Annotated in this window: 19 protein-coding genes, 1 tRNA gene and 1 riboswitch; of the genes, 9 read left to right on the top strand and 11 right to left on the bottom strand. The window is 42.4% G+C overall.

From position 1 onward, the window contains the following. Positions 1 to 79 precede the first annotated feature (79 nt). The 5 genes from ACEQZT_RS00410 to ACEQZT_RS00430 are packed head-to-tail and all read right to left on the bottom strand — an operon-like array spanning position 80 to position 7,933. On the bottom strand, positions 80 to 1,318 hold the full coding sequence (locus ACEQZT_RS00410) for a metallophosphoesterase (RefSeq protein ID WP_370086190.1): 1,239 nt from the start codon (positions 1,316 to 1,318) through the stop codon (positions 80 to 82). 40 nt (positions 1,319 to 1,358) lie between these two features. Beyond that, positions 1,359 to 4,766, bottom strand: a complete 3,408-nt coding sequence (locus ACEQZT_RS00415) for an efflux RND transporter permease subunit (RefSeq protein WP_370086191.1) — start codon at positions 4,764 to 4,766, stop codon at positions 1,359 to 1,361. 20 nt (positions 4,767 to 4,786) lie between these two features. Further along, complete coding sequence (locus ACEQZT_RS00420) at positions 4,787 to 5,938, bottom strand: efflux RND transporter periplasmic adaptor subunit (protein WP_370086192.1); 1,152 nt, start codon at positions 5,936 to 5,938, stop codon at positions 4,787 to 4,789. 4 nt (positions 5,939 to 5,942) lie between these two features. Further along, positions 5,943 to 7,286 (bottom strand): TolC family protein, encoded by a 1,344-nt coding sequence (locus ACEQZT_RS00425; RefSeq protein WP_370086193.1) that lies wholly within the window; start codon positions 7,284 to 7,286, stop codon positions 5,943 to 5,945. Between the two features lie 8 nt (positions 7,287 to 7,294). Then, entirely contained in the window at positions 7,295 to 7,933 is a 639-nt protein-coding gene (locus ACEQZT_RS00430) for a TetR/AcrR family transcriptional regulator (protein ID WP_370086194.1), read from the bottom strand. A gap of 129 nt (positions 7,934 to 8,062) precedes the next feature. Between ACEQZT_RS00430 and ACEQZT_RS00435 the strand changes: the two genes are divergently transcribed. From ACEQZT_RS00435 to pth, 7 genes are all read left to right on the top strand, one after another. Then, positions 8,063 to 8,854: an alpha/beta hydrolase gene (locus ACEQZT_RS00435; protein WP_370086195.1), complete on the top strand. Its 792-nt coding sequence runs from the start codon at positions 8,063 to 8,065 to the stop codon at positions 8,852 to 8,854. Between the two features lie 3 nt (positions 8,855 to 8,857). Further along, a complete protein-coding gene (locus ACEQZT_RS00440; protein WP_370086196.1) occupies positions 8,858 to 9,394 on the top strand; it encodes a TlpA family protein disulfide reductase in 537 nt (178 codons plus the stop codon). 52 nt (positions 9,395 to 9,446) lie between these two features. Then, positions 9,447 to 13,118, top strand: a complete 3,672-nt coding sequence (gene purL / locus ACEQZT_RS00445; RefSeq protein WP_370086197.1) for a phosphoribosylformylglycinamidine synthase — start codon at positions 9,447 to 9,449, stop codon at positions 13,116 to 13,118. A gap of 86 nt (positions 13,119 to 13,204) precedes the next feature. Next, positions 13,205 to 13,277: transfer RNA gene (locus ACEQZT_RS00450), tRNA-Gln, on the top strand. A 42-nt stretch (positions 13,278 to 13,319) separates the two neighbouring features. Further along, entirely contained in the window at positions 13,320 to 14,249 is a 930-nt protein-coding gene (locus ACEQZT_RS00455; RefSeq protein WP_370086198.1) for a ribose-phosphate pyrophosphokinase, read from the top strand. Positions 14,250 to 14,273: 24 nt separating this feature from the next. After that, positions 14,274 to 14,927, top strand: a complete 654-nt coding sequence (locus ACEQZT_RS00460) for a 50S ribosomal protein L25/general stress protein Ctc (protein ID WP_370086199.1) — start codon at positions 14,274 to 14,276, stop codon at positions 14,925 to 14,927. Positions 14,928 to 14,990: 63 nt separating this feature from the next. Next, on the top strand, positions 14,991 to 15,548 hold the full coding sequence (pth, locus tag ACEQZT_RS00465; RefSeq protein ID WP_370086200.1) for an aminoacyl-tRNA hydrolase: 558 nt from the start codon (positions 14,991 to 14,993) through the stop codon (positions 15,546 to 15,548). 1 nt (position 15,549) lies between these two features. Here the strand turns inward: pth and ACEQZT_RS00470 are convergent, their stop codons facing one another. The 5 genes from ACEQZT_RS00470 to ACEQZT_RS00490 all read right to left on the bottom strand — a co-directional run bounded on the left by ACEQZT_RS00470 (position 15,550) and on the right by ACEQZT_RS00490 (position 21,056). Next, the gene (locus tag ACEQZT_RS00470) at positions 15,550 to 16,221 is read right to left on the bottom strand and encodes a phosphoadenylyl-sulfate reductase (RefSeq protein WP_370086201.1); all 672 of its coding nucleotides are present in this window, start codon (positions 16,219 to 16,221) and stop codon (positions 15,550 to 15,552) included. Beyond that, a complete protein-coding gene (locus tag ACEQZT_RS00475) occupies positions 16,211 to 16,801 on the bottom strand; it encodes a bifunctional precorrin-2 dehydrogenase/sirohydrochlorin ferrochelatase (RefSeq protein WP_370086202.1) in 591 nt (196 codons plus the stop codon). The genes ACEQZT_RS00470 and ACEQZT_RS00475 overlap by 11 nt, the downstream gene beginning before the upstream one ends. Beyond that, the gene (cobA, locus tag ACEQZT_RS00480) at positions 16,798 to 17,550 is read right to left on the bottom strand and encodes a uroporphyrinogen-III C-methyltransferase (RefSeq protein ID WP_370086203.1); all 753 of its coding nucleotides are present in this window, start codon (positions 17,548 to 17,550) and stop codon (positions 16,798 to 16,800) included. Before cobA ends, ACEQZT_RS00475 begins: the two co-directional genes overlap by 4 nt. A gap of 2 nt (positions 17,551 to 17,552) precedes the next feature. Continuing rightward, the gene (locus ACEQZT_RS00485; RefSeq protein ID WP_370086204.1) at positions 17,553 to 19,676 is read right to left on the bottom strand and encodes a nitrite reductase; all 2,124 of its coding nucleotides are present in this window, start codon (positions 19,674 to 19,676) and stop codon (positions 17,553 to 17,555) included. 171 nt (positions 19,677 to 19,847) lie between these two features. Continuing rightward, positions 19,848 to 21,056, bottom strand: a complete 1,209-nt coding sequence (locus tag ACEQZT_RS00490) for a PLP-dependent aspartate aminotransferase family protein (RefSeq protein ID WP_370086205.1) — start codon at positions 21,054 to 21,056, stop codon at positions 19,848 to 19,850. A gap of 148 nt (positions 21,057 to 21,204) precedes the next feature. After that, positions 21,205 to 21,305, bottom strand: a riboswitch (SAM riboswitch). 180 nt (positions 21,306 to 21,485) lie between these two features. On the opposite strand from ACEQZT_RS00490, the gene ACEQZT_RS00495 reads away from it, so the two are divergent. Next, positions 21,486 to 23,846 carry an ABC transporter permease gene (locus ACEQZT_RS00495; protein ID WP_370086206.1) on the top strand — a complete coding sequence of 787 codons (2,361 nt, stop codon included), beginning with the start codon at positions 21,486 to 21,488 and terminating at the stop codon, positions 23,844 to 23,846. On the opposite strand, the gene ACEQZT_RS00500 is transcribed toward ACEQZT_RS00495, so the two are convergent. Further along, complete coding sequence (locus tag ACEQZT_RS00500; RefSeq protein WP_370086207.1) at positions 23,847 to 24,653, bottom strand: aminotransferase class IV; 807 nt, start codon at positions 24,651 to 24,653, stop codon at positions 23,847 to 23,849. A gap of 59 nt (positions 24,654 to 24,712) precedes the next feature. Between ACEQZT_RS00500 and ACEQZT_RS00505 the strand changes: the two genes are divergently transcribed. Further along, positions 24,713 to 25,909, top strand: a complete 1,197-nt coding sequence (locus ACEQZT_RS00505) for an NAD(P)/FAD-dependent oxidoreductase (RefSeq protein ID WP_370086208.1) — start codon at positions 24,713 to 24,715, stop codon at positions 25,907 to 25,909. The last annotated feature ends 55 nt before the right edge of the window (positions 25,910 to 25,964 follow it).

The raw sequence follows: 25,964 nt of genomic DNA on the forward strand, positions 1-25,964 counted from the left end.
TTTCACCTAATCACCTGTAAAATCACCTATCATCCTATGACATGAAGATATGATTATAACACCCGAGTGCTAATCTCCCCTATCCTAAGGATCGTTTTAATTCCAATATTGTAATCTCTGGGAGTATGCCAATTCGACCAGGATAGCCAATGAACCCATAACCTCGATTCACGTACAGCGACTGATTCCCTTCCTGATATAAATCAGCCCATTGCTTATATCTGTATTGAACAGGGCTCCATCTAAAATCTCCAATTTCTACTCCAAACTGCATTCCGTGCGTATGTCCGGCCAGCATTAAGTCAATGTCTTTGTAATCTTGCCTGATCTGTGCATCCCAGTGGCTGGGATCGTGTGAGAGCAACAGTTTGTAAGGCATTTCTTCAGCTCCAGCTATGGTCTTCTCCATATCACCATATTTGGAAAACCTGCCTGCACCCCAGTTTTCACAACCTAGTATAGCAATTTCTTCTCCATCAACTTTAATGGATCGGTTTTCATTGAGCAGCAAATCATACCCCATGTATGCGTGCATCTCATGAAGGTTCTTGATGTCTTTTTTCTTTGCTGCCTCAGATGACCAGCTGGCATAATCGCCATAATCGTGATTGCCCATCACAGAGAATACACCCAGCGGTGCATTGACACGCTTGAATATATCTAAGTATTCCTTCGCCTCGTCGCTTCTGTTATTTACAAGATCACCAGTAAAAAAAGCTATATCTGGTTTTTGTGAGTTGAGAAGGTCAACACCTCCCTCTACCGCCGTTTTATTGAAAAAGCTACCGGTATGAATATCTGAGATTTGTGCTACACGAATTCCATCAAAGGCTTTAGGCAAGTTTGGTGAATATACCACTCGTTTCCTCACCCGATAGTCGTGAGCACCTGATATTACGCCGAAACTCATGGCAGCAACCGGAACCGCCCCTGCAATAACTGCAGATTTCTGCATAAAATCAGAGCGGGATGTGGAGAATTTATCTTCAACAAATGGAAAGAGGTTTACCAGCCACGTCACCCCTCTTCTGATGTCTTCCAAGAGAAGGAAGACAGTTGCGAAAAGCTTGCCTATAAATAGAATGAAAAAGAAGGTAGTTATGTAGAGTCGGAGGTCTGCAAATACTTTGGGGTCGATCTGACGATACAATAATACACCCACCAATGACAGGATGCTTACAACCCAGTAGCCTGTTAGAATCAATCTTCTCCAAATGGGTGTAAGGCCCTCAGAAAGTGACCGCACAACCATGAAAACATATACATCCAGAACCAGGTAAATGGAGACCAGAAAAACAACAAAATATATTCGACTCATAAAACAAAAAATCCCCCCGGGAAACCGAGGGGAATTACTATTAACTTAAACCTAACCGACGATTAATTCTTGCAAAGAATAAATACATAACTGGTACGATAACTAACGTAAGGAAGGTAGCAAAGGTTAACCCAAAAATGATTGTCCAGGACATAGGTCCCCAGAAAGCTACATTGTCTCCACCAAGGAAGAAATCAGCATCATACGTGCTCATAAACTTGATAAAGTCTATGTTGATTCCAACAGCTAAAGGAATCAATCCTAAGATGGTGGTAATCGCAGTGAGGATTACCGGTCTCAGACGCGTTACACCTGCATTTATAATCGCTTCTTTGATTTTATCCATTGAAAGCTTGTCTTCACCAGTCTCTGCCCTCAATCTATTTCTACTCAATTCGATAAAGTCAATTAAAACTATTGCATTGTTTACCACGATACCCGCCAGTGAAATGATACCTATCATGGTCATAATCACCACAAAGTTCATCTTGAAAATAACAAGCCCAAGGAATACCCCGATGGTACTAAACACTACTGACATCATAATGATGAATGGTGTAGTCACTTTATTGAACTGTGAAACAATGATCAGGAAAATGGTAAACACAGCAATCATTAGAGCTGTACTCAAAAATGCAAATTCCTCTGCTTGTTTCTCCTGCTCGCCACCAAACTTAAATTCATAACCGGGAGGCATATCGAAATCAGCCAGCAATGTCTTGATCTCATTGTTAATCTGAGTTGGGTTGTAACCAGACTCCACATTGGAGCTGATGATTACCTGTCTTCTCAAATCATTTCTTTTGATCGAACCATAGGTTGAGGAAAGCTCCGCATTCGCCACCGAAGAAATCGGCACACTCTTCATCTTACCAGATGTCTGATCTCTGAAGACGATGCTTTTGTTCATCAAAGCGTCTACATCATAGCGATATTCGTCTTTCAGTCTCAGCTGGATTTCATAGTCGTCCTCACCCTCCTTGTATTTCGAAATCTCCTTTCCAAAAAGTGCCGTTCTTACCTCACTTGCAATAGATGAAGTTGAAAGACCAAATCTTCTAGCCTTTTCTCGATCAATATTGACAACCAACTCTGGTTTACCTGTCTGAAGGTCTGTCTTCAACTTTTCAATTCCCTGAATTCCAGATTCATTGATCAGTTTTTTCATATCCTCCGTAATACGGATGAGCGTGGCAAACTCTTTTCCAGAAACCTCAATACTAATAGGTTTTCCAACAGGAGGTCCGTCAGCGTTTTGATCTACAGTGACCGCAACACCAGGATAATCACCTACTGCTCCCCGAATTTCACTTAGAATCTTCTTGGTGTCTACACCATTCCTGTTTTTATACTCTTTAAAGTTTACCGTAATCCGTGCCTTATTGGGTGTATCCTGCTCTCCAAATGCCGATGGATCATTAGGATCTGATGTACCAGAGCCCACATTTGCAATGACAGACTCCACGATATCTTCGTATGGTTTCACCAGCTCAATCACCTTACTTTCAATTTGCTGAGTGAAGGTGTTGGTAGTTTCGATATCGGTACCTACGGGATACTCAATGAAAACATTTACATACAAAGGATCTGTTTTCGGAAAATACTCAAGGTTTGGTTTTGATGGAGACATGAGTACTGCCCCAAAAATCCCAATTGACACAACCATCAAAACTGCCGTTCCCCAGAAAAATACATAAGGTCTCCAGCCTCGCAAGGCATAACCCAGTATCCTTCTATACCCTCCTTCCAGTCGAGGTAAGAAGTTTCTGAATCGATTGGAAAGTGGCGTAAGCACATATAGATTGAGAAGAGTAATTACCCCAGCAATAATTATCAGGTTACTTAGTACCGTAATTTTTGCCAGAGCTAGCAACAAACCTAGCCCAATAGCTACCAGAGCGAAAATCAACACTCTTTTCTTTCTAACTTCTCCGGTATCAACCTTCATGAATGATTTAATCAACACAGGGTTGATCACTAACGCCACAAACAAGGATGATCCAAGAGTAATCATCAACGTGATTGGGAGATACTTCATAAACTCACCCATGATCCCCGGCCAGAATGCAAGAGGTAGAAATGCTGCCAGGGTTGTAGCCGTTGAAGCAATAATTGGCAGGGCCACCTCTCCTACTCCATTCTTAGTTGCCATGAATGCCGACATGCCTTCTTCCCTTAATCGATAGACATTTTCAACGACCACAATTCCATTATCCACCAACATACCAAGTGCCATGATCAGTGAGAAGAGTACCATCATATTGATGGTGATACCCAGCATACCCAGAATCATAAACGAGATGAACATGGATAGTGGAATAGCGACTCCCACAAAGAGTGCATTTCTTGGGCCCAAAAAGAATAGCAATACCATCACTACCAGGATCACTCCTGAAATAATATTGTTCTCCAAACTATCAACCATATCCCTTGTCTGCTGAGATTGGTCGTTCGTTTTGGTCACAATCAAGTCTTTGGGAAAAACCTCCTCTTTTGCCTGCTCAAGGATTGCATTGATCTTTTCCGTGGCTATCAAAAGGTTTTCACCACTTCGCTTAATCACGTCTACCATCACCACAGGCTGCTGGTAAAGTCTGGCGTAGCTCTTCTTCTCTACATAATCAAACGACACCTCAGCTATATCTCTCAGGTAGACAATATTTCCGTTCTCCGCTTTTACAACCACGTCAAGGATATCTTCCGGTTTTTCAAACTCACCAACTACACGTATGGTTCTGCGGATATCTCCCTCTTTATATGTACCACCGGATAGAGTGATATTTTCACTTCTTACCGCCTGTTCTATATCTCCAAAATTGATTTCTCTGGCCTCCATTTGATATGGATCCACACTAATCTTCACCTCTCTATCATCAATCCCCCGGATCTCAACCTTTGATATCTCTGATATCTTTTCAATTTCATCTTCAAGGTACTCAGCATACTCATTCAGTTCAGTCATGCTGTAGTCCCCGGACAAGTTAATGTTGAGGATTGGGAACTCAGAGAAGTTCATCTCGAAAACGTTCGGATCTTGCTCAAGATCGGTTGGCAACTCAGGCTTAGCCCTATCCACGGCATCCTTCACCTTAGTCAAGGCATCTTCTATGTCCGTTTCCGGAGTAAACTCGACGATGATAGTCGAATAATCCTGAACTGATGTTGACTTGATCACATCAGCTTCAGAAATGGCATTGAGCTCATTTTCAATAGGCCTGGTGATCAGGTTCTCCATATCAACCGGTGAGTTACCGGGATACGGTGTTCCAACATAAACAACAGGCTGTCTTATTTCAGGAAAACTCTCTTTGGGCAAACTGATATAGGCAGTTAACCCGGCAAAAATTACAATGAAAGTAAGAACATAAACCGTTGTTCGGTTTTTGAGCGAAAGGGTGGTTAAACCAAACTCCTTTTCTGTTTTTATATCTTTTAATTCTTCTGACATAATTCTATTGAATTAAGAAATTACTTAACAATTGAAATTTCCACTCCGTCAGAAAGATCTCTGTGACCTTTTACTACCACCTTGTCACCTTCATTGAGTCCACCAACAATTTCTGTTTTCAAATCGTGGGAAACGCCAAGCTTTATATGTTTTTTACTAGCAACCTGTTCACCATCCTTTTGACTTACCACATATACATAGTTTCCACCATTATCTCCCTGAATCACTTCAGTTGGAACTACCAAGGCCTGTGCGTTGCTATAGTCTACCAGCTTCAACACCACCACCTGATTAGGCTGTGCGGGGAAATTGAGCTTTGGCAGCTCGATCTCCAATTCGAATGTTCTATTCTCAGACTTAATCGTTTGACCTACAGATTTAATCTTGGAGGTAACTCGCTTGTTCTGAGAAGGGAAGTAAATTTCAACTTCCTGATTTCTTGAGAACTTGCCAAGATACGATTCTGAAACATCGGCAGAGATGTAAACATCATTGGGGTTGACTAAGCGAACTAATGGCCATCCTGGCTGAGCTACCTCACCAATTCTGGCTGGGATATTGTCAACCACTCCATCAAAAGGCGCCTTTACGATCATCATACCAAGCTGAGCGTTAAGCATTGCAAGCTGACTTTCCAAGGACTCCTTATTTGCTTTAGCCTCCAGGTATTGCACTTCGGTACCGATATTCTTCTTCCAAAGGCGCTCCTGTCTTTCAAAAACCTGATTAGCTAGATCAAGCTGAGTTTTCACCTGCTTGATGTTGTTTCTAACCACGTCGGCATCTAATGATACAAGCACTTGTCCTCGTGAAACATTCTGCCCCTCACGAACATGAATTGTCTCAATTTTACCCATAGCCTCTGCTGAAAGCATCACGTTCTTTTTAGAGGCTACAGCACCTCTGATTTCCACAGCATGTTTGAATGGCTTTTTCGTAAGCTCATTTACTGAAACAAGAATGGCTGATTTCTTTTCACTGAAATCAGGATCTTCAGCTTTTATCTCCTCTTCAAGCTGAGATATCTGTGTTTTTAGCTCAATCGATTGATCTTGAAGTTCTTTTAGTTTTTTCTTTTTAGCGGCAAGGCCTTGCTCACCAGATGCACTGCCACAGGCCACTGCGATGGCAGAAAGAATTGTTAGAGTGATTATGAATTTGATCTTTTGCATGATCCTAATTTTTATAAAGTGTTCCTAGTGCTTTTTTTAGTTCGATTTGAGAGGTAATGGCCTGATAGAGCGCATTGAGGTAGTTTGTCTGTGCCTCCTTCAGGGAAGCATCAGCGTTTATCACCTCCAGATTTGAGCCTACTCCCTCTTGATATTTTACTTTAGAAATGTCATACACTTCCTGAGCCAATTCCATGTTTTGCTTTTGTACTTCCAGCATTTCAACTTGGCTGGTCAGGCTGATCTGTGATTGCTCAATTTCCAAATCAATGTTCTTTTTCAAGAAAGACATTTGATTTTCAATTTGCTTTACCTGAAGTCTGTTTTGCTGGATTTTATTGCTTTTCAGAAATCCATCAAAAATGGGCACAGATGCGGTTACGCCAATCACTCCGTTATCCAGCCACCTTCTTGATTCGAAAAATTGGCTACCTCTAGCAGCAGCAGTATTCCAGCCATATCCGAAGTGCGCATATAACTTTGGTAAATACTGAACTTTGTTGTTCTTCATGTCCAATAGCGCCAGACTCTGATTTGTTTGAAGCTGAGAAAACTCTATCCGCTGACCATAGTCAAACTCATTTGCTGGTGTCACAGGATTTTCGATTTTCACCTCCTCCAGTTGCTCTGCAAGTTCTATTGGCTGGTTTAGATCCATTCCCATTTGAAACTTCAGGAGCTTTCGGCTGATGTCTTTCAATTGGCTGGTTCTACTTAATTCTACTCTTAAATTATTATAGTTCACTCTGATCCTGTCCACATCCACTTTTTCAGCAAACCCAGCCTCGTACATCTCTCGTGTCTCATTTAGCAGCGTATCCAATCGGCCAATGTTCTTTTCTAAAAGTTCGAGCTGCTCCTCTGCAATCAATGCATTGTAATACGCTTTGCTAACAGCCTCTACTATATCAATTTGTGACTTGATGTGTTCCTTTGTAGAAAGCTCTCTATAAGTTCTTGCCGCCTGAAGTCCTACGAAATAAGATCCATCAAAGAGTAACTGATCAACAGATAAGCCAACATTTCCATCATAGTTTTGAACAAAAGAAACTTCTTGCTCTGTTCCGGCTGGAACACTTGGATCAAAGGTGCTAATATCAATGAGGCTTTTTTGAGGCTCATAATTGTAATTCAAACCTCCATTTACATTTGCCTGGGGCAAACCAAGTGAAATCGTTTTCCTTACTTCCGCATCAGCAATCTCCTTATCAAGTTGCTTAATTTTCAGCTGTTCATTATTCCCCAATGCATAGCTGATACAATCATCCAGTGAAAGACTCACTCTTTCCTGTGCGCGCACTCCCATGGAAGTGCCAATAATCATCAATAGTAGTAATATTAATCTCATAGATAGAGTTAGTGTGTGTGATTTATTGGTTCTTGAATTAAGTATTCTTCGTATTTTTTTCTTCCGGCATCCGTGAACAGTCCATGAATGAAATGATCCAGAATTTGTAAGCCAATCGTTTGCATGTCAAATGTGTCCCTGGGGAAAGCTTTGGTATTAAACATCAATTGCACAACTTCAACCCGAAGGATAGCCATCACCCGCGCGTCTACTTCTTGTCTGAAGTATCCCTCCTTCTTACCACGTTCTATGTTTCGCTCAATGTTTCCACGAATAATCTCGTGCTTAAACTCAAGGTATTCGTCCCACGCTCGCCCATGATATTTTTGCATATCAAAAAGCAACGAAGGGTTCATACGAAACACATGCTGGCGTAAGCACTGGGACACCAACAAAACTTCATGCACGGCATCTTTTGCCTGCTTACTAATCTCTTCAAACTCTGCCGCCTCCTTTTTAAAATGATTTAATGCAACCTCAGTAACCAGCCCGTCCTTATTGTCAAAGTATTGATACAGGGTCTTCTTTGACATGGATGCAGCTCGGGCCACATCATCCATCGTCACACTCCGTATCCCATACTGGATAAACAACTCCTCGGCACTACTCAGTATCTTTTCTTTCGCTTCCAAATTCTCACGTTTCATTAAAACTCAGGAAACTTTAAGGATGTTGAAAGTTTCCGCCGTGCAAAACAACGCATATGGGTAGAAATAGTTCTGTTTTCAGTGAAAAATTTTTGATGGATAGTATTCCGACCTATTTTTCACATCGGAATGACGAAAATAGAATTACCCGATGGACAGTTATATTATTCTAAATATGGTGAGGGAAGCCAAATTTTGATTGCCTTTCATGGATTTGGTCAGGATAGTAAAATTTTTAAAGAATGGACGAAAAATTATGGTTCAGTTTACACAATCTATGCTTTTGATATCTTCTATCATGGTAAGAGTCATAGATCAAAATCCACATTGACTAAGAAACAGTGGGCGTCCTATCTATTAGAGTTTTTACAAAAAGAAGGAGTAGATAATTTCTCTGTGCTCGGCTACAGTTTAGGTGGAAGATTTGCTATTGCTTCAGCAATGATCCTCCCAAAACAAGTTGATGAGGTGATTCTAATAGCTCCGGACGGCATCTATTTAAGTATCTGGTTTAAGCTTGCAACCAGCCCTTGGATTAGGTGGCTATTCAAATACTTTATGCTAAATCCGGAGAAGTTGGAGAGGTTGATTGAGCTTAATGACAAATACAAAATTGCAAGTCCTTACATGGGTGATTTTGTACGCAAAGAACTTGGAGAAGCAGACAACCGAAAGCGGGTATACATTTCGTGGAACCACTTCAAGACCCTAGGATATTCGAAAAGGCAGCTAATCAATGCCTTTAATAAACATTCATTCAAAAAAAGAATCATCCTTGGTGAGAAGGATCATATCATCAAACCGGTAAAGATTTTGCCAATCATCAGAAAGATGGGTGACTTCAGGATTGACACGTTTCCCCTCAAGCACCATCAACTCATAAAACCAGAAGTTGCTAAATTGATTCTTGAAAAGAAATAGCAAATGAAAATTCACTTCTACATACTCCTTATCTACCTACCTGCTATTGCTTTGGTTGGTCAGCCCACCAAGGAGCAAATCAAAGCAGTTGAAACTGCGAAAAAGGAAGTGAAGCGAATGAAGGGTCAACCTTTCCCCGACTTTGCGTTAACCACCTTGGAAGGAACCGTGATTACCAAGGAAGACACAAAGGGAAAAATCCTGCTCGTCAATTTCTGGTTTAGTCGATGTAAACCATGCATTATGGAGATGCCAGAAATGAATGAAATGGTGAAGGAACTTAAAGATGAAGAAATCATATTTCTCGCTCCTACTTTTGATGATGCGGAGTTGGTTGATAAGTTTCTTGATAAACGCGATTTCGACTACCATATCATCCCGAATGTGAAAGATTTTTGTCTTGAAATGAATGTGAGATCATATCCTACTCACTTCATTGTCAATCGAGAAGGCATCATCGAAAAAGTAATTATTGGCTATTCTTCCATGACCGTGGGAGCTCTGAAAAAGACAGCTCGCAAATTGTTGAAATCCGAGTAAAACAAAGCTCATAAAAAGGTTAATTTTGCGGACTTCAAAACGAGGTTCCTCAATGATTCAATTCTTCCAAAACTCTGAAGACGCTGTGATCGCCGTAGGCGTTTCAGAAAAACTCTCGTCCGTTCAGATTGACAAACTTATCTGGCTTTTTTCAGGAGCTAAACCTGTTGAAAAGGATTCAATTGCTGGCAAGTTTATCGGTCCTCGCAAAGAGATGATCTCCCCATGGAGTACCAATGCTTCGGATATTGCTCATAATGCAGGCATCAAATCAATCTATCGAATTGAAACATACATTTCTGAGTCATCGTCTGGTGCTTTCGATCCAATGTTACAGCAAGTGTATGATGGTTTGGATCAAGCAATTTTCACCTTAGACAGGAAACCTCAGCCCATTGAGCATATTCATGACATTGCATCATATAATGAACAGGAAGGTCTGGCATTAAGTCAGGAAGAAATCGAATATCTGGAGGGTGTTTCGAATGAAATTGGAAGACCTCTCACCGACTCTGAAGTGTTCGGGTTCTCGCAAATAAACTCCGAACATTGCCGACATAAAATATTCAATGGCACATTCATTATTGATGGAGTGGAGCAGGAACTCTCATTGTTCCAGTGGATCAAGAAAACCTCTAAAGAAAACCCAAATTACCTTGTCTCGGCATACAAAGACAATGTAGCCTTTATCCAGGGACCAAAAGTTGAGCAATTTGCTCCACTTACCCAGGATAAACCGGATTGGTTTGATACTAAAGAATTTGAATCCGTTATCTCACTGAAAGCGGAGACACACAACTTCCCTACAACCGTAGAGCCATTTAATGGTGCCGCTACAGGTTCAGGTGGAGAAATAAGGGATAGAATGGCAGGTGGACAAGGTAGCATTCCTTTGGCTGGAACTGCCGTTTATATGACCTCATATTCCCGCCTGGAAGATGGAAGAACATGGGAAAAACCAGCCAGAAAATGGCTGTACCAGACGCCACAAGAAATACTCACAAAAGCATCCAACGGAGCAAGTGATTACGGTAACAAATTCGGTCAGCCTCTCATTTGCGGAAGTGTATTGACATTCGAACATGAAGAAGGTGGCAAGAAATACGGCTATGATAAAGTGATCATGCAAGCTGGCGGAATTGGGTATGGTAAGAAAAAGGAAGCCCAAAAGAAACATGTCAAAGCTGGCGAGAAAATCGTAGTGATGGGTGGAGATAACTACCGCATCGGAATGGGCGGTGGTGCCGTTTCTTCTGTGGATACTGGAGCATTCAACCAAGCGCTCGAACTGAACGCTGTTCAGAGATCCAATCCGGAGATGCAGAAACGGGTAGCGAATGCTGTTCGCGCGATGGTAGAGCTTGATGAAAATACAATCACCTCCATCCATGACCATGGAGCTGGAGGCCATTTGAATTGCCTTTCCGAATTGGTAGAAGAAACAGGAGGCGTGATTGACTTAAAGAAATTACCGGTTGGCGATGAGACGCTTTCAGCTAAAGAAATACTTGGAAACGAGTCTCAGGAACGTATGGGGCTCGTCATTAATGAAAAGGACGCAGCTTATCTAAAACGAGTTTCTGAGCGCGAGCGAGCACCCTATTATGAGGTAGGAGAAGCAGGTGATAACAATGAGTTGAAGTTTGAAAATAATGGAGAAGCTTCCCCTTTCGATCTAAAGCTGCATCACTTGTTCGGTTCTTCCCCAAAAACAATTCTTGAAGATAAATCTGGCAAATCCAACTTCTCGGAGGTTAGCTATTCTGAAACTAAAATTGAAGAATATCTGGAAGCTGTGCTTCAGCTTGAGGCAGTGGCTTGTAAGGATTGGCTCACGAATAAAGTGGATCGATGTGTGACCGGACGTGTTGCAACACAACAGACCTGTGGTGAACTTCAATTACCATTGAATAATGTGGCTGTGATGGCCCTTGACTTTAAGTCGAACAAAGGCATTGCAACCTCTATCGGACACTCTCCAGTTCCAGGCCTCATCAATGCAGGAGCCGGATCAAGGCTTTCAATCACTGAAGCATTGGCCAATCTGGTATGGGCACCCCTAACCCATGGATTGAAAGGAGTTTCCTTGAGTGCAAACTGGATGTGGCCGGCAAAGAATGAAGGAGAAAATGCAAGACTTTATGAAGGAGTAAAAGCAATCAGTGATTTTGCCTGTGAACTAGGGATTAATGTGCCGACAGGAAAAGACTCTATGTCAATGACACAGAAATATCCTGATGGTGAGAAAGTCTATGCACCAGGTACTGTAATCATCAGCTCCGTTGCTGAGGTGTCTGATATAAATAAGACGGTAAGCCCGGTCATTGACTACAGCCAAAAGGATTCAAAACTCATTTACATTGACTTTTCGGGTGGTGATTTTGAACTAGGCGGATCTTCATTTGCGCAAACTCAATCCAAATTAGGTGCGAAAACACCAGAAGCTAACTCACAAGTTGTAGCAAAATCATTCAATGCAGTACAGCAACTAATCAACGAGGGACATGTGATAGCCGGGCACGATGTGTCTGCCGGCGGATTGATTACAACGCTACTTGAAATGAATTTCCCTAACACCAAAGGTGGGATGGATATTGACCTTTCGCCTTTAGGTGAAAATGATTCTGTAAGGGTTCTATTCTCAGAGAAACCAGCCCTCGTTCTCCAAATGAATCAAGGTGGCATTAAGGCGCTCGAGAAGTCAGGGGTAAAATGGAATGAGATTGGAAGTATCACAAATGAGCGAAGTATTTCCATAAAGAATGGATCTTTTAACCATTCATTTGATATCGAGAAAATAAGGGATGCCTGGTTTAAAACTTCAGCACTTCTTGACCTCAAACAAACAAAACCGGAAGTTTCAAAGAGCAGAGCTTCGAATAAATTTAAACAGCCACTCTCCTACGCATTTCCGAAGCGTTTTGATGGAAAGGCAAGCACTTACAATTTAGACTTCAATAGAAAAGGAAAGTCAGGGGTAAAAGCGGCTATTATTCGAGAGCAAGGAGTAAACAGTGATCGTGAAATGGCTTATGCGCTTTGGCTGGCAGGTTTTGATGTGAAAGATGTTCACATGACAGACCTGATTACAGGCCGAGAAGATTTAAGTGAGGTCAGCCTAATCGTTTTTGTAGGCGGATTCTCCAACTCTGACGTACTCGGATCGGCTAAAGGATGGGCCGGATCATTCCTATTCAATAAAAAGGCAAAGGCTGCACTGGATTCTTTTTATGCCAGAGAGGATACGTTGAGTCTAGGCGTTTGCAACGGATGTCAGTTAATGATGGAACTTGGACTAATATATCCTGAGATGGGTGATATGCATCCAAAAATGCATCACAACTCTTCCGGTAAGTTCGAATGTGGATTCGTCAGCGTGGATATCGAGGAAACCAATTCTATAATGTTGGAATCCATGGTTGGTTCCAGGCTTGGGATTTGGCTGGCTCATGGCGAAGGTCAGTTCGTTCTTGATAATGAATCGAAATTTAAAATACCTGTTAAATATTCTTATTCAGAATTCCCAGGCAATACCAATGGTAGTTCATTTGATACTGCGGCACTCTGTTCAGAGGATGGTCGACACCTGGCGATCATGCCACATTTGGAGCGGTCACTATTCCAATGGAATTGGCCTTACAAGCGTGGATTGGAAGCTGCGGAAGTCTCTCCGTGGATGGAGCCATTTATGAATGCATTTAATTGGGTGAAATCGAAAGTTTAATCTTTTGATTTAAAAAATAATCGGCTAATTTTGCCGTCCGTTTGAACGGAAGTGAAGGACAAACACTTAAAAAAATCATCCGGTATTGGCCTATGGTGTAACTGGCAACACGTCTGATTTTGGTTCAGAAGAGTCTAGGTTCGAGCCCTAGTAGGCCAACAAATTAATCCCGCTAACACTGGCGGGATTTATTCTAAAAAGATGTCATCAGTAAAGATATTCTCAGGCTCGGCACACCCAGAACTAGCAAGCGCTATTGCTAATAACTACGGTAAGCCTCTGGGACAAAGTGAAAAGCAAACCTTTAGTGATGGCGAAATGGGTGTTTACTTCACTGAATCCGTTCGTGGATCTGATGTCTTCATCATTCAACCTACTGTACCCCCAGCTGACAATATTTGGGAGCTTCTTTTGATGATCGATGCAGCTCGTAGAGCTAGTGCAAAGTATGTGACCGTTGTGGTTCCATATTTTGGATATGCACGCCAGGATAGAAAAGACAAACCAAGGGTTTCCATTGCAGCCAAGCTTGCTGCTAATGTGTTGACCTCAGCTGGAGCTGACAGAATAATGACCTGTGACTTGCATGCCGGACAGATACAGGGATTTTTTGATATCCCTGTAGATCATCTTGATGGTTCAGCGATCTTCTACCCTTACCTCAAGAATCTAAAGCTGGACAACATGATTATTGCATCTCCGGATGTAGGAGGAACAGCCAGAGCTAGAGCATACGCCAAACTTTTCGAGGTGGATATGGTGATCTGCGATAAGCACAGAAAACGCGCGAATGAAATTGCATCCATGCAAGTGATTGGTGATGTAGAAGGAAAAGATGTGGTATTGGTTGATGACATGGTGGATACGGCAGGAACCATCAGTAAAGCATCGACTATCATTAAAGAAAAAGGCGCCAATTCCGTTCGAGCGATTGCAACACATGGTGTTCTTTCGGGAAATGCCTACAAAAACATTGAAGAGTCAGCTTTAGAAGAATTGATCATTACTGACACAATTCCCCAAAAGCAGGAAAGCTCAAAAATCAAAGTACTGACTGTGGCAGAGTTGTTTGCAAAAGCAATTCGCAAGATCCACGATCACGAATCAATTAGTTCATTATTTATTAAATAATCATATTTTAAATCAAATTCAATTATGAAAACTGTTGAGATTATAGGGTATAAAAGAGCAAATCTCGGCAAGACAGAAGCGAAGCGCTTAAGAGAAGAAGGAATGGTTCCGTGCGTAGTATACGGCGGTGATCACCAAATTCACTTCTACGCTCCAATGATCTTGTTTAGAGACCTGGTATACACTGACGAAGCGCACTTTGCTTTATTAACAATTGAAGGAGAACCTGAGCCATTCGAGGCAATCATCCAGGATGTTCAGTTTCACCCAGTGAGTGAAATCATCATGCACGCAGACTTCCTGCAGCTATTCCGTGGAACACCTATTAAAATGAACATCCCTGTTCACCCGGTAGGAACCGCACCTGGAATCCAGCAGGGAGGTAAGTTGATCAGAAAAGTGAAATACTTGCAGATCAAAGCCCTTCCTAAGAACATGCCTGAGTACATCGAGGTAGATGTATCAAAGCTTGGACTTGGTAAGTCTATCAAAGTTGGCGAGCTGGAAGTAGGTGAATACGAGATATTGAATAGCCCGCTTGTAACACTTGCAGGTATCGAAGTACCACGTGCTCTTAAAGGAAAAGAGACTGGTGATGAAGAAGAAATGGAAGGTGAAGAGGCAGAAGCAGCAGAAGGTGGAGATGCACCAGCAGCTGAAGCTCCGGCAGAGTCTTAATTCATTTCAAAATAATTATTTTAGTCCCCCGCCAGTAAGCGGGGGATTTTTTTTGTCTTTACTATGAAATATCTAATCGTCGGATTGGGAAATATCGGCCCGGAATATGAATTGACCAGGCACAACATTGGTTTCCTCACACTGGATAGACTTGCGGATCAGGAAGGAACTTCGTTCGAAATGAATAAGCTTGCTTATACATCTGAGATCAAGCACAAAGGAAGGACCCTTCATCTCATAAAACCTACCACCTACATGAACTTAAGTGGGAAGGCTGTAAATCATTACCTACAGCAACACAAGATTCCAAAAGAAAACATGCTTGTGATCACCGATGATATCGCCCTTCCTTATGGAAAAATACGCCTTAAGCCAAAAGGCTCAGCCGGAGGACATAATGGACTCAAGAACATAGAACAGCTCTGCGGTGGAGCTAATTATCCCCGTTTACGTTTTGGTGTGGGAGATAACTTCCACAAAGGTCAACAAGTTGATTATGTGCTAAGTCCATTTAATAAACAGGAAATGAATGAACTGGTACTAAATATGGACCGAGCCATCGATGCTATTAAATCGTTCTGTACGATTGGAATGGAACGTACAATGAATCAGTTTAATTGACTCACAAATGCAAGCCACACTCCGTTTTCTTATTATTCAGCCACCTTCCCTCTCGCTGATCACCCTTTTCGGTGCAATGTGTACAACCCACTGAACCGTACCCTTGATAGTAGAGTTTGTTCTGAGGTAGTTCGTAAATGGTATGATACAAACTCACTTCTTCAGCTGTCATGTCAATGATCGGATGAAATTTAAGCAGTTCCTCTCGCGGTTCAAAAATCCGTAGGTGCTGACGGTTGGCATTTTGAAAACGTAACAGCCCTGAGATCCACACGTCCTTTCCTTTCTTCAATTGATTCGTAGGATCTACTTTATTGATGAAACAGCACAGATCATTTTGATATTTCCACGTTTGATTGTCCTGAGTGAATCGATGCTTGTTTTCTTGAGCGCCAACTTCAATAATATTCAATCCGAATTTCTGCTTGATCTCCTCTTTGTACTGCAGAGTTTCCTCAAACAAATAACCGGTATTCACCAGGTAGACAGGATGTTGAGGAGCCACCTTGCTGATCATATGTAAGAGAATGGCTGAAGTGGTTCCAAAGGAGGAAGTCATCAAAATACGATCATGATCAAATTCAGAAAACAGGCGCTCCATCCGCTCAAGAGGACTTAAGAGATGGTAGCGCTCATTTAACCGAACCAAATTACTTTTTTCACTAGATTTCATTTCTATCGATCAATGATTTAGTAATGCTATTCAATGCTTTCACTTTGAATGAAAAATCTCCTTTCAGCCGATCACGGATCACTTTTAGGTTCCGTAGCAGCAGTTCTGTTTCATCAGGAAGTGCTTCATTCAAAACTTCCTTTAACCGTCTAGAGAAAGTAGGAGATTTCCCGTTCGTGCTAATCCCAATTTTCAGATCTCCTTTCTTTACTGTCGATCCCAAATAAAAATCACATAGACCCGGTGTGTCGGCTACATTTACAAGCACGTGCTTTTTTTGAGCCAAGGATCTAATCCTTACATGCAGTGCATGATCATCAGTGGCCAGAATGACCAGATCTTTTCCTTTCAGATCGCTTTTCCTGAATGGACGCTCTATCAATTTGATCTGTCCTGATAATCCTTGCCTGTGTCGTATTTCAGCTTTGAACCTCTTAGCTACAATTGTGACGTTTGCCTCATGATCGTTCCTTAACAAGGCATCCAGCTTTTCCAGACCTACATTTCCACCTCCGACAATCAGTGTCTGAATCTGATTCAGCTTTAGAAATACGGGGAATAATGAATTTCCAACAGTCATGCTACTTTGTGTTTTTTGATTATTGATTGTTTGGATTGAGTGGTATATGCAGCCCCCTCTCCAAAAATTAAGAGTGCCGGGGATGCTGGCTTTTGATCTCGGGTTTCATCAAGAATTGAATCCACCGTACCAGCAATCACCTGTGCTTCAGCGAGCGAGCCATTGCTAATGATAGCAACAGGCAAATCTCCCCGACCCTCTTTTAGATAGTGAGCAACCACCTCATCCAACTTTGACAAACCCATAAATATCAAAGCAGTGGACGCATATTTGGCAGCTTTCCTCACCTCGCCACTCAACTTTCCATCTGCCCCGGTAGCCGTCAGAACTGAAAAGCCCTGATTGACACCTCGGCATGTGAGTGGGATATTGTATAACCCAGGCAGCATGATGCTACTGATTCCAACAATCACTTCTGTAGCAATGCCATGTTCCTGAGCGAATTGGATTTCTTCATAGCCCCGACCAAAGACGTATGGGTCTCCACCTTTCAACCGAACCACATGTCCCTTGCTATGCGCCTTCTCCAAAATCAATTGATTGATACTTTGCTGCGGCACACTCGGTTTTCCTGCTCGTTTTCCTACCGGAATGTGCTCAGCACAAGGTGCATACCTTAGCAATTCCGTTGAAACCAGCGAATCGTATAACACCACGTCCGCTTGCTCGAGTGCTTTGACACCCTTAACCGTGATCAAATCCGGATCTCCCGGACCTGCTCCTACTAATGTTAATTTTTGATCGTTCATGACTAAGCTTTGTAATGGTTACTGATTACCAATTTTTCAGCTGTTTGGGCCTCTTGAGATCGAAACAGGAAAACCTGCTTAATGAAAGCGCTGGCTTCTTCCAGATAGCTTTTGGCAAACGCCTGATTCGGTGCATATCGATTGATCTTGAGTACTTCCTGTTCAAAAGATTCAGCTATGGGGAATGCAGATTCATCAGAAAAGTGTAATTGAAAATCATCAATGATGCCTTTATGTGTGTTGCACTGAATGTCTTTACTTAGAAGCAATGCTTTAGCTCCAATTACAAATGCGCTGTAACTATGATAGATCGCATTGGCCCACTTCTGCTTTTCAAAATCTTCATTCGCCCATTCGATACGCTCTTTTGCATCGGCTAAAATGGTATCCACCAGATCTAGCATAACACCCGCACACTCTCCCACTCCAACTTCCGGAACGAACTCCTCTGTGTTCCCCCAATCCTGAAATTCATCATCCTTGATTTCGGACAGATCAGCTAAAGGCTTGAGTAGCTCATAAAAATATTTCTTGCCTTCCCGTCTGAAATACTGATTAAAATATTCGGTTTCTTCGGCGTTAGCTTCATAGTCATCCAGCAGCGTGCGGACCACATCAGGGATTCGCTTCGTTGGGATCTTAATCACTTTTTCAGCGATATAGCCTTGATGGTCTGGTTCTATGCCGCCACCAATGACCACCTGCATGGCAGGCACTACCCTATCTCCATTTTTAATGCTGCTTCCATGAAAGCCAATATTGGCAATCATATGTTGCCCGCAGGAATTCATGCATCCGCTTATCTTGATTTTAATCTGTGACTCATCAATCAAATGAGGATATTCTTCTTTGATGACGCGCTCAAGCTCTGTAGCCAACTGGGTGCTATTTGTCACCCCTAAAGCGCATGTATCTGTACCGGGGCATGAGGTTACATCCGCCAATGTATCAAAGCCGGGATTAGCCAGTCCCAACTCATTCAGAGAAGCATAAAGTGCCGGAAGACTTTCCTTATTTACAAACCTGAACAGCAATCCCTGATTGATCGTAATCCGAATGTCCTTTGATGCATAAGCTTCTGCAATCAATGCTACTTTGCGAGCTACCAGAGAAGAAATATTACCCAGTGGCACTTTTATTTTGACCGCATAAAACCCTTTCTGCTTTTGCTCCACCACATTGATCCTTCTCCATTTTTCAAAAGTCTCCTTATCCTGGATTTTATAATTGGAATGCGGTCGTTTAAGAACCGGGTAGTCTGATTCTTCATGAGCAACCGGATGTACCTGATCCGCCAAGGCTTTGTATTCCTCGTCTACCAGCCGTAGGAAACCATCCAGACCCAACCCTTTCTTTGGATCGACCAAAAACTTCAAACGAGCTTTATGCCTTCTCTCCCGCTCTCCATGTCGATCGAACACTCTTAATCCTGCTTCTATGAATGGAATGAGCTTTTCTTCCGGTAAAAAATCATAAGCGACCTGCCCAAAAAAGGTTTGAGCACCCAGTCCGCCTCCAACCAATACTTTAAATCCCCTAATTCCGCTCTTCACTTTAGGAATGAATCCAAAATCATGGATGTAGGTAAACGCTTCGTCCAGCTCGCTGGAGGAAAAAGCGATCTTGATCTTTCGGCCCATATCCTGGCAAATCGGATTTCGCAGGAAGTATTGAAAAACCTCATGTGCATAAGGAGTCACGTCAAATGGCTCTTCCGGATCTACTCCTGCTAATGGAGAAGCCGTCACATTTCTTACCGTATTACCACATGCCTCTCTCAGAGTTACCCCTACTCGCTCCAGCCGTTCACAAATCTGTGGCGTGTCATCCAGTGGAATATGATGAAGCTGGATGTTTTGACGAGTAGTCAAATGGAGATTTCCATTGGTATACTCATCTGCAATATTTGAAATGACTCGCAACTGATCCGGTGTTACTTTTCCGTAAGGAAGTTTGATACGTAGCATCTGCACCCCTTGCTGACGCTGACCATATACTCCTCGGGTCAGTCTGAAAGCTTTGAAGCGTTCTTCAGGGATTGTTCCCAGATGAAAAGCACCTATTTTTTCGTGAAGCTCTTCTATATCTTCTTTCGCTTCGCTTGATATCGTTGTTGTAGTTGACATATTTTCTGATTTTTTGAAATAAAAAAACCCTGATGACTCAGAGGCCACCAGGGTTGTATTTGTTTTATATTTTATTTTACAAATACCTCTTTTTAGGTGACCTTAGCACGATTCTCCAACACATGTACATACACATGCAACAGATGCCTATCCATGTCAGATGCTTTATTCTCATGACGATACCAGTTTTTCAATCCTTGGATTCACTTGTTTCTCTTTACTGGCCTGAAGTGCCTGTTCAATATCATTCAAGATATCATTGACATTTTCCAGCCCAACAGAAATTCGAACCAGACCCGGAGCAATTCCCACACTTGCTCTTTCCTCTTCGGTCAGTTTACTATGGGTCGTGCTTGCCGGATGTGTCACAGTCGTCCGGGTATCACCCAGATTAGGAGTCAGACTGAGCATGTTCAGGTTATCCAAAAAACGGACGCCTCTTTCCAATCCACCTTTTACGATAAATGTTACAATCGCACCTCCATGCTTCATTTGCTTCTTTGCAAGCTCCCGCTGCGGATGGCTTTCCAAAAACGGATACTTGACCAGCTCCAACTCTTCATGCCCTTCCAGATATGAAGCAATTTTGAAAGCGTTCTCACAGTGCTTCTCCATTCGCACGGCCAACGTTTCTAAGCTTTTGCTTAGCACCCAGGCATTAAAAGGTGAAAGACTCGGACCTGTATGTCGGGCAAAGAAACGCAGCTCTTCAATTAAATCCTTTTTCCCGACAATCGCTCCTCCAAGCGTTCTGCCTTGTCCGTCAATGAACTTGGTAGCAGAATGAGTGACAATATGCGCGCCCCATTCAATTGGATTTTGTAAGTACGGAGTAGCAAAACAATTGTCAACGTTCAGGATCAGATTATGCTTTTCAGCCAGCTGCCCCAGATATTCTAGATCCACAATGTCCAGTCCCGGATTGGAAGGTGTCTCAACAAAGATCATCTTAGTTTTCGGTGTGATAAGGCTTTCCCACTTCTCCGGTCGGTGTAGATTGAAATACGAATGCTCAATCCCCCACTTTGGAAACACTTTGGTGAAAAGCTGATGGGTAGATCCAAAAAGTGCCCTGGATGCCAGGACATGATCACCTTGCTGAAGCAATCCGGCCATACTGGTAAACATGGCCGACATACCTGTAGCGGTTGCTAAGCCATCTTCAGCCCCTTCGAGGTAGCAGAGCTTTTGAATGAACTCATCCGTGTTGGGATTTGAATACCTGGAGTAAATGTTTCCGGGAATTTCATCATTAAATTTTGCCCTGGCCTCTTCTGCATTGTCAAAGGTGAATGAGCTTGTGAGATAGACGGGTGCGGAATGCTCCTTTTGAGAAGCATTCGACAGTTGTGTGCGAATTGCTTGCGTTTCAAAATTCATTTGAACGGGATTTAAAAAAATAGAAAATGGAAAATAGGGACAGACCTGCTTTAGGAGCGGTCAAGAATTAACAGCAGCAACAGCACATTGATCTGGCGTGCGTGTTGAGTAATTGGATGTCCTGAATGTGTTTGTGTGCTTTTTTCATAATTTATATTCACTTTAAAAGTTCAGGAATTAGCACCTTGGTTTGGTTACCAGGTTGCTAGCACATCAACGAGCCTGTCTCTCCGTGCTTCTGTATAAATTATCTGTTCATCTCTGAAAAGATGCGCCAAAGCTGAATCAAAGATTTTGAACTTCCAAAAACTTTTTTGAAAAATTTTTAATCACGATCTGTAACCACTGTCATATCTGGGGGTATTATTTGCAATAATGCAACTTTTTAATCCCTCTATCTATCCTTAATAAACCCAACTACTCAAAATCATGAAATACTACCTCCGAATCACTCTGCGAAATTTTCTGAGACATAAAGTATCATCACTCGTGAACCTCATCGGGCTAACCACAGGTCTCACTTGTGCATTCTTTATTTACCTCTGGGTTCAGGATGAATTAAGTGTTAATAAATTTCATCAAAAGGACGATCGATTGTTTCGGGTGATGGAGTTTCAAACATACTCCAATGAAATGTTTGCCACCAATTCTACTCCCGGCATTCTGGCGGAGAACTTAAAAATTGATTTTCCTGACATTAAATATGCCGCTACCACTACCTGGGTTGGTAAGTCATTGCTGTCCTACAACAATGACAAATATTTCAAAGAAGAAGGGTTTCATGTGGGTGAAGACTACTTCAATATTTTTTCGTATCCCTTATTGGCAGGCAACCCAGATGATGTTCTAAAAGACAAATCCTCTATTTGTATTTCAAGAAATCTGGCGGAGAAATTCTTCGGCGAAGTGGAAGGTGCAATTGGTAAAACACTGAGATATGAAAATGATCGTGATTTTATAGTAACAGGAGTATTTGAAAACATTCCAAAAAACTCGACATACAGATTTGATTTCGTACTGCCGTTTGAAGATTTCAAAGACGACAATGAATGGGTGACCAGCTGGGGAAATAATGGACCTCACACCTATGTGATTCTAGAAGAAGGTGCTGAACAACAGGCGGTTACTGAGAAAATTGCCGGGTATGTGAAAAGTAAAAATGAAGATGGCGACAGCAACGTTGATCTCTTTTTGAAGAAATATTCCGAACAGTATCTCTATGGTAAATACACCAACGGTGTACAAGATGGAGGGCGAATCGAATATGTTAGACTATTTTCTATTATCGCCATTTTCATATTGGTAATCGCGTGCATCAACTTCATGAACCTGTCCACCGCCAGAGCTTCAAAGCGAGCACATGAAGTAGGTGTGAGAAAGGCCATTGGTGCAGATCGAAAAACACTGATTAGGCAGTTTATAGGTGAATCTTTGCTGATCACATTCTTCTCAATGATCCTGGCTTACCTGTTGGTTTTAATTCTCTTACCTCAGTTCAACTTCATCACTGATAAAGAGATATCATTACAACTTACTCCTGAAATACTCTTGTTCTCTATCGCCACAATAATCGTTACAGGATTATTGGCAGGAAGTTACCCAGCACTATACCTCACTCATTTCAACCCTGTAAAGGTGCTGAAAGGCGAGATCAAAAGTTCAGCCGGGGAGCTATGGGCTAGAAAAGGACTGGTCATTTTCCAATTCACAATAACAATCATATTGATCGTTGGGGTGATTGTTATTCACAAACAGACCAATTATGCGCTCACAAAAAACCTGGGATATGACCGGGAAAATGTCGTTTTCTTCAGTCAGGAAGGCACTATTCAAGATAAACGAGATGCCTTTTTCACGGAGCTAAGAAAAATTCCGGGCGTTGCTTCTGCAGCCGGAACCAGCCATACCTTATTGCATCAAATGAACAATACTAGCGGGCTGGACTGGCGAACCAAACAGCCTGAAGAACGGATTCTGTTTGAAAATATTCGGGTAGATCAGGAATTCCAGAAGACCATGGGAATGGAGGTGATAGCGGGTAGATGGTTCGACGATCAGTTTGGTGCGGACAGCACTAAAATTGTAATGAATGAGGCCGCCGTGAAAATCATGGGCTTCACACCTGAAGAAGCCTTGGGCGAAACAATAAAGTTATGGGATGAATATGATCTTCAGATTATTGGTGTGCTAAAAGACTTTCATTATCAATCTATTCACCGTGAAGTTGATCCGGCTTTCTTTTGGCTGGGCAATACATGGAATATCGCTGTTAGATTAGAAAAAGGCAAGGAAGTGCAGGCGATGACAGAAGTTCAGCAACTCTATGAAACCTTCTGTCCCGGATTCATATTTGAATATGAGTTTCTGGACAAAAGCTATCAGGAGCTTTACGAGTCAGAAACGAGAATAGGGACTCTCTCCTCCTACTTTGCAGGATTTGCTATCCTCATTTCATGTCTTGGCCTTTTCGGGCTGGCGACCTTTACAGCCGAGCGAAGACTCAAAGAAATTGGTATCCGTAAAGTGCTGGGTGCTTCTGTGAGTAATATAGTGATGATGCTATCGAAGGACTTTACCCGATTGGTAGGCATCTCAATTCTGATTGCTATCCCCATTTCCTACTATTTTATGGATCAATGGCTCGAAAGCTTCGCCTATAAAATTGATCTGAGCTTTTGGATATTCCTAGGCACAGCAGTCATATCGTTGATGATTGCATGGCTTACAGTTAGTTCGCAGGCACTTAGAGCAGCCAATGTCAATCCTTCGAAGTGCTTAAAAGATGAATAATTATTGATGGAGGTGGTCGATGAAGCGCCGCTTGATCTTCTTTGAGACAGCACCGATTTGACCATCTCCTACTTTTTTCCCATCCACTTCCACGATCGGTAAGACCTCCTTCAAAGTACTGGTGAGGAAAATTTCATCAGCAGACCTGAACTCATCCAGGGTAACATCCCGGACATGAATAGTCCCAATGTCGTTACAAAAAGAAAGGATTTGTTTTCGTGTAATGCCATTCAAAATGTTGTTCTTGGGAGTGATAATTTCTCCGCTCTGAACCATAAACACATTGCTTCTTGAGGCCTCTGTAATCAGTCCGTCTTTATGATAAACCACATCGATGGCATTGACCTTCATGCGCTTTACATGTAACCGATTGCTCGTGAGGTAGTTGATGCTTTTGATTTCAGGATATTCCCTCAAATATTCGTGCAAAATGATGGACGAAGAATCGGGGTTTTGGTGCTTGCTTAGATCCAAATGAAGAATGTAGAAGAAAGGCTTGAGCATCATTTCTGACTCACTTCCATCCCCCAGTAGCATTAGCTTAAATGTGGATTCAGAAAACCCATTCTTTTGCTGGAGGTCTGCCACAGCTTGTCGTATCTCCACTTTACTGATCAGATCACTTAACCCTAAAAACTGCTGCGATCTTTCAAAACGATCCAGATGATCTTCCATGAAAACGGGCTTGCCTTGTCGCCCCCTGAATAGATCAAACACACCAAAACCACGCTGGACACCCAGATGGTGGAGAGGAATAGAGGCCTTTGACTCTTCCACTATCTCACCGTTGAAATAACAATATGCCATTTGAATGAATTAGGCATTTAAATTAACTCCGATTTCTCATAATTATCTTTATTTGGATTGTGAAAATCATTGTCATTGGTGGAGGTGCAGCTGGCTTCTTTGCAGCTATCAATATCGCAGAAAAACACCCTGATTATCAGGTGACCATTCTGGAAAAGTCAAGCAAAATCCTGCAAAAGGTAAAAGTCTCCGGTGGAGGCAGGTGCAACGTGACCAACGAACGGTCTCTTCCATCAGAGCTTGTGAAATTCTATCCTCGGGGGAGTAAAAAGCTTCATTCATTGTTCAAAACATTCTCCACCGAAGACATGGTGAGTTGGCTTGCTGATCATGGCGTGCAAACAAAAGCTGAAGCCGACAAGCGAATGTTCCCTCTGACTGACTCATCCCAAACGATCATTGATTGCTTTGTAAAAGCAGCGGAAAAACACAGGGTGAAGGTGCACCTAAATGAAGGTGTGACTAAACTGGAACCAATTGGGAAACAATGGAAGGTGACCACTTCCAGTCAGGAAATACTGACCGATAAAGTGGTAGTGGCCACCGGCTCCTCTCCTGCCACGTGGAAGGTGCTGGAAGAAACAGGTCTTGAGTTAACCGAGATTGTGCCCTCTCTTTTCACCTTCAACATCAAAGATGAGCGGATCAAAGACCTCATGGGAGTGTCTTTTGAAAACGTCAGTATCAAAGTAGCCGGAACCAAATTGACTGAAGAAGGCCCATTGCTTATTACGCACTGGGGACTTAGCGGCCCAGCCATTCTCAAACTATCTGCCTGGGGGGCTTATGAGCTCAATGAAAAGCAATACGCTTTTGAGATTTTGGTGAATTACCTCAACCTAATGCCGGACGAAGCACGGCAGCAAATTCAACGCTACAGGGAGGCTAACCCAAAGCGGAAAGTGATCAACTATCCGTTGTTTGAATTACCAAAACGCTTCTGGGAACGAATGATTCAGTATTGTGAAATATCTGAACAAACACCGTTCGGAGAGCTGTCTAAAAAACAGGTAAACAAGCTGGTGGAAGAGCTCTGTCAGGGCAAATACAAAGTGAATGGAAAGAGTACCTTCAAAGAAGAGTTTGTAACTGCCGGAGGTATCAAACTTTCTGAGGTAGATCTAAATACTTTCGAGTGCAAGCGCTTTCCCGGACTTTACCTTGCCGGAGAAGTGCTGGATATAGACGCCCTCACCGGGGGCTTCAACTTCCAGGCCTGCTGGAGTGCTGGATGGGTGATTAGTGAGAGTGTTTGAGGTTAAACAGGTATATTTGAAAGAGGAGTATCGTGCAGATGAGTGATACATTATA

It is taken from the genome of Ekhidna sp. (assembly GCF_964218185.1).
Lineage (GTDB): Bacteria > Bacteroidota > Bacteroidia > Cytophagales > Cyclobacteriaceae > Ekhidna.